At 35.4% G+C, this 9278-nt stretch carries 12 protein-coding genes and 2 pseudogenes; 7 read left to right on the top strand and 7 right to left on the bottom strand.

Annotated features, from left to right (window positions below; all coding sequences use genetic code 11):
• Positions 1 to 89 precede the first annotated feature (89 nt).
• From IPH11_10135 to IPH11_10105, 7 genes are all read right to left on the bottom strand, one after another.
• Entirely contained in the window at positions 90 to 299 is a 210-nt protein-coding gene (locus tag IPH11_10135) for a hypothetical protein (GenBank protein MBK6913987.1), read from the bottom strand.
• 1084 nt (positions 300 to 1383) lie between these two features.
• Complete coding sequence (locus tag IPH11_10130) at positions 1384 to 1611, bottom strand: hypothetical protein (protein MBK6913986.1); 228 nt, start codon at positions 1609 to 1611, stop codon at positions 1384 to 1386.
• A gap of 192 nt (positions 1612 to 1803) precedes the next feature.
• Positions 1804 to 1986, bottom strand: a complete 183-nt coding sequence (locus tag IPH11_10125; protein MBK6913985.1) for a hypothetical protein — start codon at positions 1984 to 1986, stop codon at positions 1804 to 1806.
• 281 nt (positions 1987 to 2267) lie between these two features.
• A complete protein-coding gene (locus tag IPH11_10120) occupies positions 2268 to 2468 on the bottom strand; it encodes a hypothetical protein (GenBank protein MBK6913984.1) in 201 nt (66 codons plus the stop codon).
• A gap of 137 nt (positions 2469 to 2605) precedes the next feature.
• Positions 2606 to 2833: a hypothetical protein gene (locus IPH11_10115; GenBank protein MBK6913983.1), complete on the bottom strand. Its 228-nt coding sequence runs from the start codon at positions 2831 to 2833 to the stop codon at positions 2606 to 2608.
• A gap of 472 nt (positions 2834 to 3305) precedes the next feature.
• Entirely contained in the window at positions 3306 to 3401 is a 96-nt protein-coding gene (locus tag IPH11_10110; protein MBK6913982.1) for a hypothetical protein, read from the bottom strand.
• Positions 3380 to 3838 (bottom strand): hypothetical protein, encoded by a 459-nt coding sequence (locus IPH11_10105; protein ID MBK6913981.1) that lies wholly within the window; start codon positions 3836 to 3838, stop codon positions 3380 to 3382. The genes IPH11_10110 and IPH11_10105 overlap by 22 nt, the downstream gene beginning before the upstream one ends.
• A 445-nt stretch (positions 3839 to 4283) precedes the next feature.
• Between IPH11_10105 and IPH11_10100 the strand changes: the two genes are divergently transcribed.
• From IPH11_10100 to IPH11_10070, 7 genes and pseudogenes are all read left to right on the top strand, one after another.
• The gene (locus tag IPH11_10100; protein ID MBK6913980.1) at positions 4284 to 4613 is read left to right on the top strand and encodes a carboxypeptidase regulatory-like domain-containing protein; all 330 of its coding nucleotides are present in this window, start codon (positions 4284 to 4286) and stop codon (positions 4611 to 4613) included.
• A gap of 349 nt (positions 4614 to 4962) precedes the next feature.
• Positions 4963 to 5499, top strand: coding sequence for a T9SS type A sorting domain-containing protein (locus IPH11_10095; GenBank protein MBK6913979.1), 537 nt, complete (start codon positions 4963 to 4965; stop codon positions 5497 to 5499).
• A 450-nt stretch (positions 5500 to 5949) separates the two neighbouring features.
• On the top strand, positions 5950 to 6138 hold the full coding sequence (locus IPH11_10090; GenBank protein MBK6913978.1) for a hypothetical protein: 189 nt from the start codon (positions 5950 to 5952) through the stop codon (positions 6136 to 6138).
• 965 nt (positions 6139 to 7103) lie between these two features.
• Positions 7104 to 7668: pseudogene (locus IPH11_10085) on the top strand (T9SS type A sorting domain-containing protein).
• 114 nt (positions 7669 to 7782) lie between these two features.
• Positions 7783 to 8913, top strand: coding sequence for a thrombospondin type 3 repeat-containing protein (locus IPH11_10080; protein ID MBK6913977.1), 1131 nt, complete (start codon positions 7783 to 7785; stop codon positions 8911 to 8913).
• 17 nt (positions 8914 to 8930) lie between these two features.
• Positions 8931 to 9134: pseudogene (locus IPH11_10075) on the top strand (OmpA family protein).
• Complete coding sequence (locus IPH11_10070; protein MBK6913976.1) at positions 9131 to 9271, top strand: hypothetical protein; 141 nt, start codon at positions 9131 to 9133, stop codon at positions 9269 to 9271. Before IPH11_10075 ends, IPH11_10070 begins: the two are co-directional and overlap by 4 nt.
• The last annotated feature ends 7 nt before the right edge of the window (positions 9272 to 9278 follow it).

Genomic DNA, 9278 nt, shown 5'->3' with positions numbered 1-9278 from the left:
TAGAATAAATTGAAATGAAGTTTTCTTTTTCTGAAAGACCATTCTGTATATTTTTAATTGAATGACTGCTGTCAAGTTTAAGTATTTTGCTAATGATGGATCAGTCTTTTACGATTTCCTTGCTTTAAAGAGGGCAAAGGTTGAATTTTAACCGAGTCTATCTCGTTTCTCGAAAGAAGCTGAGGATAGATCAGCCACTCGTATTCATCAAATTTTTCTAACAAGGAATCGCTGCCAACTGCCGCCTGAAGCTTGATATTGCTCAGGTTCTGGTATGTTTCTCGATCTTGAGTGATCAATCAATTCAAATGCTTCTCAAATCTTTTCTGATTTAACAAGCAGATTTGCATAAGAGTTATATACTTCAGCTTTAGATGAAAAATAAAAAATCTGTACTTCATTTTCTTCAAACAAGGGCAGGAGACACATCCTCAATTAATTTAACAGCAGACTTGAAATAAGATTCAGCAGCTTCGTTCAAACTGTGTTCGACGAAATAAATTTCCTAATGAATGCAGTGCTTCAATTTGGAATTAGCACCATTTAACCTGCGTAAAATATTCAGAAGACAGATAACTATTTTTTGCTTCGTTAAAATTATTTTTCTTTTGGAATGGGCTTATTCCCTTCTATTAACTGTGCTTCGGAAAGAATATTATCGAAGCCATATTTAGATACGGAGTTTTGCAATAGAAATAGTTTCGAGCATATCATAGATTTGATCCGATTCAGAATAAACCAAGCAATGTCTTCGAGTGTACCAGAAGCGTTTCAGTGTAAGGCTAGATTTATCTTTTAGAAGTGTAATTGATTTTGCAAAACATTTGCATTGCCAAGGCTGTCTAATTTGAATGAAGCAATGCCAGATTTATTATAAAGTCAAGTATAAAGGTTTCCCGCCTCCTCACTTCGGAAAATGCTTTTTCAAAATTGGAGCGACCGGAAAATCTTTCAAGGTTAAAGTTAAGAATTCCGAGCTGAATTTATCAGAAGACAAATCAATTTCTTTATATCGGAAGTTATTTCTTGTGCCTTGCAGTAGTATTTTAATGCTTCGCTGTAGTTTGATAGATTAAATACACTCGGCTATTCCGGTAAGATTTAATGCAAACGCTCTTTTGTTATCACCGCAAATTCCCCCCATCCTTTGTAGTATTTAGTGCAGATTTAAAGTCAAATATGTTTAGATGAATTCTTCCGAGGTTATCGGATAAAAATGACAACCTCATTTTATTTCCAAGACTTTATAAATCTGATAGCTGCGTTTGTAATTCTCTTTCGCATCAATTAATTCATTTGTGAAGAAAATGAGTACGCCAAAGTTCAGAATAAGCGAATGCGAGATTTTCATTATCGTTAATACTCTTTGAAATCGTTGTTACCTTATTGAAATACCCTCTTGCTTTTTCCTTCGCGATTCATGTCCAACATGGTTCCAGCATCAACCATGGCTTTGGATTCATTTTGTCTATCGCCGGCTTTTTGTGAAAGTTTTAATGCAGTTTCATATTCTGTCAATGCTTTTTCATTTTCGCCTGAAAGAAAATACAACGAACCTTTGGAAAGAGCTGCTTTTATTTGAAACCATTTGTCTTTTTCAGCCAGCTTCATGGCTTTATTTATATTACTGCAACTTTTAATTGATAATCTCCAAGACTCCTCTGCAAGAATGAATAGTGAAAAAACAATTCGTAATTTGTGGAAGATCATCTAACAACTAACTGAGTTATAAATTTTTTTTCTGCGTCTTTGTACTTTCCTTTTGCCGAATTAATAAAATGGGCAAAATATTTTATCGAACGATTAGTCGAAGGATTTATCTCCATTAAGTTTTGCATCAAGCATTGATAATCTATCGGTATCAGATGCAAAAAAATAAGCTCTTCGTAATAAGGGGAAAAATCTGATGATTTGAGAGTTTTGAATAGAGGGTGTCAGATATTTTGTTCCGTAATTTCCATCGCGTTTGGAAATCATTGCAAGCAAAAATGACTTCTCAAAACCATCGGGTAATTGTTTCTAATTTTTGTTTTTCATGGATTTGAAGTTAATATCAGAATTGAGGATAATTCTCTGATAAGATTTTAACAGTTCAACATTCAATTGGCTGCAATTACAGATTTGTAAATCGAATCTGAAGCAGAAAATTTGTCGGTTTTTTTTAAGTCGTTATTTTCCGGAAACGGAAAATTTTTATCGGCGGGCTGAAACAAAGGAAAATATCAGCAGCAATAATATGGATGTCTTGTATAATCATTAAACACAGACTACTCCAAATCACTCAGAATATTTTCAGCCTCAATCATTTTACTACCTTTTTCTTCAATAACTTTTTCCAAATATTTTTTTGCATTTTCTTTATCGTCAAACATCAAGTAGGCCTTTGCGATATAAAAATGTGCATTCATTGAGAGATTCTGATATTTACCGGAAAGGTTTTTCTCAATTGACAGTTGGAGATTTTTCAACCCATCCTTTGCATTCGATTTATTATATGAAGGAAATAAGCCTATGAAATCACTTTCAGCAATTTCAAGAGTAAACCAATCTAAACATAGTGTATATAAAAATTGTTTCGCTGTTAGAATTTTCTTGAATATCTTTTTTAAATAAGAAATGGCTGCGTTGTAATCTTTATTATCAAGAGCGCTAATGCTTCCCTGAAAATAATCAGTAGTTCTTCCTCTGCTAATATAGAAATCAGATTTATCTTCGAGAGATGTGCAAGTGTTTGAAAGCCGAGGAGTGTTGCTAATTCTGAAACTAAAAATAATGATCCGAATAATACGCCGATTAACAGCACTGCGGCGAACGCATAATATTGCGGATTCATCTTTCTAAAAAGGAGCTTTTTAGAATTTGAATAAAAGCTTTATCTGAATTTGTGGCGAATTTGTCAGTTAGGAAATTTCAACATCGGCATATTCGGAATTGATCATTGTGAACTGATCTTTGCAAGCGGCGCATTCTTGCAGATGGGCTTCAATCCAGGGAATTTTAGCTAGAATATTTTGGTCTTCCGGTTCAAGATTATTTTTGACTAATATAAAATTTTCAATTCGTCAAACGAGATATGGTCGGATTTCTTTAGTGCTTTACCCAACTTGATGTAGGTATTGTAAAATTCCTTAGACTCAAGGTCATTTTTAAGAATTTCCTCAAGCTTAATCTTTTCGACTTCGCTAAGCGAGTTTTTCTGGAGTAAATCAGGATGTATTCAAAGTTGTTCATTATAATTTTATTTTTCACAATACAATAGTTATTTTAATTCCCAAAGGTGACAATTTAAAATTTTGCCTCTTAGTTCACCGGAGTTCTATAAAACATTTTTTTATAGCGTCTTCTGACTTGTTTAACTCAATTGCTATATCACTGAATTTCAAATCTTCATAAAATCGCATTCGGATAATTTTTGTTTGTCTCCTGCAAGTGTCAATAATTGGTTAATTTTTTCTGCATCAATTGAGTGATCCGGGTTAGAACTTGTATCGTGAAGATATCGGGCTTCCTCTAACTCGAAAGTTCGGTTAGCTTTATTCTTTTTATACCAGTTAATAAAACTTAAAAAAAGTACTCTTCTAAGCCAGAATTCAAGGTTCTCCACCTTTTGATATTGCTCGGCAAATGCCAAATAAACGTTGTTTGTTAGATCGTCAACATCATCAGTATTAATTATTTTCCCCTGGCGCTGCTTAGATTGGAAATAGGTAAAAGCAATATTCCGGACATGAACCGAGAGTGTTCGAAACGCTTTGGAGTCTCCAGACAAAGAAGCTCGAAACAACTCATCAAGTTCTTTTTGATTAAAATTTATGTAATTTAAATTATCTATTGCCAATTTTCTTTGTCACTTTTTAATGCGTAAACTTACTAAACAAAAAATACAAATCTTAAAATTATTAATTAATTGATATGAAAAATTTTCAAAAACTTTTGATTTTACTACTTGAGTTTAATTCTTTTTATTGGCTCAGCCTAAACCAGACATCGAGCCGGGAGAAATTTGAATTTGAGGATATTTTCAAAAGGTTTGAATCGGTTTATTTAATTAATGAAGGCGATCAGCCGTTAGTAATAGATTCAATCCAGTATAATCATAAATGATTTTCCTAGATTTGATGGATACCTTGGCAAGTCCAAATCAATTGATGCAGCGATTCCGTAAAAATGGATTGTATCCTTATCGGGTTTTATTATATCTCTTCCTTCGATACTACTGACACGCTATTTGTTTATAATAATGGAGAAGAACCGATTGAGGACTTAACATTAAAATTGATTTTTTGTATGATGCTCAAAGCACCGGAATAATTCAAGGTATTATTACTGATGGAACTAATCCAATTCCCGAAGCCGAAGTCAATATTATATACGGCGGTAACTATATCCTTAAAAAATCTTTTACTGATATTAATGGTAATTTTTCTTGCATGCTTCCGCCCGGAGAGTTTACCATCGCAGCGCAGAAAGATTCCTTCTATGTTGGATTTTATGATGGTCAGTTTGCACCATTTTATGCAAAGGAAATAATACTGGAAGCTGATTCAACAGTAAATATTAATATTACATTATCCAAAATGCTCGAAACTAATCAATCTCTTCCGGGCAGGTAATTGATAGTGTCTCGGTTTTCCCTCAGGGCGAATTGTTGTAATTCGTACAGGGGGCATAACCCGAGTAAAATGATTCAATTAAACGATGTTCCGATGCCGGATAATATTTACACAGTGTTTACTGATAATCAAGGATTTTTAGTGTAAAAAATATTATAAATCCTGGCTACTACTATTTGCAAGGCTTTCTCGGATTTTTTTGTCCCTTCGTTATGGTGATCCAACTTCAACGGTATTTTGGCAATTAGCTGATTCAGTATTAGTTGATTCTCCCGTGACAGGGAAAATATAAGCTCTGCTAAGAGACTCTTCCTTTGGAGGGGGCAAAGGAAGTGGATTCGTAAATATTATGCCGGGTAAAAGTTTTGTTCCCGCTGATGTTATACTTTATGCCCAGTCAGTCACCAATAATTTAATTTACAATTATGGATTCACGCAAATTGATGGAACTTTCGATATCGGCTTTCTGCCCCAAGGAACATATAAACTTGTTGCTCAAAGAATAGGTTTTTCAGATGCTTTTAGTAAAGAGTTTAGTGTTGACCCTGCAAATCCCATGGTTGATAGTATTGAGTTGACGTTCTATCTCACATCTGCTGACAATGGTGGAAATATAATTCCCGAAGAAATGGTGCTTTATCAGAATTATCCCAATCCGTTTAATCCTTCCACGACGATTGAATTTTCTGTTCCGGTCCGTACAAATGTATCTTTAAAAATTACTAATTTGCTCGGTCAGCAAGTTGCAGAACTTTACAATGGTGAGATAGTTTCAGGCATACAGAAGTTTACATTCGATGCTTCTCAACTAAGCTCAGGAGTGTATATTATCAATCTGATCACACCGGGGTCAAGACTAACAAAGAAAATTCTTCTATTGAAATAATTTCCCTCTTCCTAAACGATGACATCCCGTCTATCGGGATGTCATCTTTGTAAATACCACATTCGTGCGATTGACTTTATCAATTTCTCTTTGTAAGATGGTTCGAGAATTTTTCTGTTAAGATTTCATCTCGTTCTCTGCCCGTAGTCAAATCTAGCAGAAATAAAAAATAACTGATTTATTCAATAATTATTTTTTCGAGGTTTATTATGAGTACTTTCTTTATAAGGACGTTTTTGTTCATTGCAGTTCTTGGTTTACTCTTTATTAAAATGATAATTGACTCTCACGTATCTCACTTTGTATGTAACAATCTTGTACCCCCTGAAGATTAGGAGCATGAAATGAAAATAAAAAAAATATTGGTCCTGGTTTTATTCTATGTGTTATCGTTGCAAGGTCATCTATTATTCGGGCAGGAACCAATAACGCTCTGGACAAAAGTAGTGGGTGGAGATAGTACTGATGTTGCGTATGATGTTGAAGAGCTATGGGATGGGGTTTGCTGTTGTGGGTTACACTAAATCTATTCCGGTTACTAATTACGATGTCTGGCTTCTGCGGACTGATTCCAAACGGGTGACACTCTTTGGACTAGAACTTACGGAGGTGATGGAGACGAATATGGCTACTCAATGAAAAAAACAGATGATGGTGGTTTTATAATAGGAGGAACAACAGAATCATTCGGTGCAGGTGGGTTAGACTATTACTTAATTCGAACCGATTCACTTGGTGATACACTGTGGACAAAATCATTTGGAGGAGTAAATGATGACATCTGCTGGTCGGTGGATAATACAGCAGACGGCGGATTTATTATGGCTGGTGAAAAGGATGCCTGGCCTGTAGATGCAGATGTTTGGATAATAAAAACCAATTCAGTAGGAAATATGATTTGGGAGAAGAGTTATGGAACTGATGTAGATGATGAAAGAATATTTTCAATAAAACAAACAGATGATGGAAATTTTATTGCAGCAGGTGCATTCGATTGTAACGGCTATGCATCTTGTGAGGGATGGTTATTAAAATTAAATGATAATGGAGATACTCTATGGACAAGTCGATACATTAGTATAATTGGTAGTGATTGGTTTAATTCAGTTAATAATACGAACGAAAATGGATTTGTAATAACTGGTCTATTAAGTGTAGGTGAATTTTCAAACGTTTGGTTTGTAAAAACAGATTCACTTGGTAATGAAGTATGGTCAAAGGACATTGATTATGAAAATGATAGCGATGTTGGATACTCTGTAGATCAAACTTCAGATGGGGGGTATATTATTGCTGGTCAATCTAGCTGTTTTGATTGTGTAGCAGTTGGATTTGTTGTTAGAACCGACAGCGACGGAAATGTATTATGGCAAAAGTTATTTAACCAGCCTCCGAGCCCAGAGCAAATAACTTATGTTTCAGATGGAACTGATGGGTTTCAATCAGTCAAACAAACAAAGAATGGAGACTACATTTTAGCTGGATACAGGAGGAAAGTTATATCAACTGGGTACAGGTCTCAGGTCTATCTCGTTAGAATAGCCTCCGACATAGTCCCCGTCGAGCTAACATCCTTCACAGCCGCAGCAGAGCAAAACACTATTATGCTAAACTGGCAAACAGCAACGGAGACAAATAACAGCGGGTTTGAAATAGAAAGAAAACAAGTCGGCAGCCCTCAATCTTCAGTCGGCAATCAGGACTGGAATCAAATTGCTTTCGTTCCCGGATTTGGGACTACTACCGAACCAAAGAGTTATTCTTTCACTGATGAAAATTTTCCTGCAGGAAAATATCAATACAGATTAAAACAATTAGACTTTGATGGAACGTTTGAATATTCAAGCACAATTGAAGTGGAAATAAATTCACCAACAGAATTTACATTGGAGCAGAATTATCCGAATCCATTTAATCCAACAACAAAATTAAATATACAATTCCCACTGTCACCCTGAGCCTGTCGAAGGGTGACATTTATCGTAATTGAAAGTTTACGATGTACTTGGCAACGAAGTAGCCACACTCGTAAATGAACCACAACAGCCTGGCACTTACGAAGTAGAATTTAATGTGGGACAGGCTATCAGCCTGTCCAGCGGAGTGTACTACTACCAACTACGGTCAGGCAGTTTTATTGAAACTAAGAAGATGATAATAATGAAATAAAACTATTAAAAGCTGCCTCGTGCAGCTTTTTTATTATATACAAATAATCCTCTATTTTAATTTACACGTAAATAACCTTAAATTTAAATTATAATTCAAAAATTAAGGAAATCTATGAATCTGTTTTTTAGAATTGTTTTTATTATTGCTGTAATTTTTTCTATTTCAGTTCACTCACAAAAAATTTCTAATCAATTATATCATCCGTTTTCGGGTACACTTGTTTTATCTTTTGAAGGAGGTTCGACACTTGAATACACTGACTTTAAGGGCAGTGGATTTGATTATTTCGGCAGAGCAACTCTCGAATACTTCTTTGCTTCTTCAACAAAAAGTTCTTTCGGCTTAAGAGCGTTTGGGGGCGGTGGATTTATATCGGGAGAGGATACGAGATTTACTCCAACTATTTTTCGAACTAAAATTGGATTCTTTGGTGGTGGAATTGTTTACGCATTTTCTTTGGGTGAAGTAGTATTTCCTTATCTATTTGGGGGTGTTTCAAATTTATGGTTTGATCCAAAAGGCGAAGCCGATCAAAAACTGCCGAATAATCTTGCAGATGTTTACAAGAAAAATGAATTAAATTATAACGGTGAATTAGGCTTTAGATTTTTGATTACTGATAACACAACTATTAATCTCGCCGGCGGTGTGCAGATAAGTCCAAATGATTTTCTTGATGATATTGCATCCGGAAAAAGCAACGACATATTTTTTACTTTGTCTGCTGGATTATCTTATGCATTTTTTACGCAAAATGATATTGATAATGATGGTGTCGTTGACTCGAAAGATGTTTGCCCAAATACACCAGCCGGAGTAAAAGTTGATGAGTTTGGCTGTCCTCTTGACGGAGACAAGGATGGGGTACCGGATTATCTCGATCAATGTCTCACAACGCCAAAAGAAGTTAAAGTTGATAAAGACGGCTGCCCGCTTGATTCAGACAAAGACAATATCCCCGACTATATGGATTTGTGTTCAAATACTCCCTTTGGAGTTGAGGTTGATGAATTTGGCTGTCCTTTGATCGTGATGCTGATGGCGTTCCGGATTATCTTGATAAGTGTTGCCACTCCCTATGATGTTCAGGTTGATGCAAATGGCTGTCTGATTGATTCGGATAAAGATGGCTTACCGGATTTTCTCGACCAATGTCCGGACACACCACTTGGTGATAAGATAGATCAGAATGGATGCACTGTTGTCGAGCCGAAAATTGTAAAAGAGGAAATTAAAGAGTAACCCTTAGCGGTGCGACCAATTTTGGGTTTAACAGCGCTCAGCTATTACCCACCGCTTACGCCGAACTTGACAAATTAGTTCTATCAATGAAGGAAAATCCATTAAGCCGCTGGAGAATAGAAGGACACACTGATAATGTCGGTTCTGCGGAAGGGAATAAAAAATTATCTCTTATGCGTGCCGAATCCGTTTTAAATTATTTTGTATCAAAAGGATTATGAAAAACAGGTTTGAAGTTGTCGGGCTTGGTAAGGAATTCCCTATTGCCGATAACAAAACCGAAGAAGGCAGAGCAAAAATAGAAGAGTTAAAATCATTAAAATTAATTGAAGCAAATTTTCTTAAACTAAAAACTTGAGGTTAAT

It is taken from the genome of Ignavibacteriales bacterium (assembly GCA_016709155.1).
In the GTDB taxonomy this organism is placed as follows: Bacteria; Bacteroidota; Ignavibacteria; order Ignavibacteriales; family Ignavibacteriaceae; genus JADJEI01.
This window is presented reverse-complemented; position numbering and strand designations above follow the sequence as displayed.

Bases quoted from the DNA above. Each gene is read 5' to 3' on its own strand.
- IPH11_10130 (MBK6913986.1), bottom strand. From the start codon at position 1,611: ATGAAGCTGGCTGAAAAAGACAAATGGTTTCAAATAAAAGCAGCTCTT.
- IPH11_10115 (MBK6913983.1), bottom strand. From the start codon at position 2,833: ATGAATCCGCAATATTATGCGTTCGCCGCAGTGCTGTTAATCGGCGTA.
- IPH11_10110 (MBK6913982.1), bottom strand. From the start codon at position 3,401: ATGCGATTTTATGAAGATTTGAAATTCAGTGATATAGCAATTGAGTTA.
- IPH11_10095 (MBK6913979.1), top strand. From the start codon at position 4,963: ATGCCGGGTAAAAGTTTTGTTCCCGCTGATGTTATACTTTATGCCCAG.
- IPH11_10080 (MBK6913977.1), top strand. From the start codon at position 7,783: ATGAATCTGTTTTTTAGAATTGTTTTTATTATTGCTGTAATTTTTTCT.
- IPH11_10070 (MBK6913976.1), top strand. From the start codon at position 9,131: ATGAAAAACAGGTTTGAAGTTGTCGGGCTTGGTAAGGAATTCCCTATT.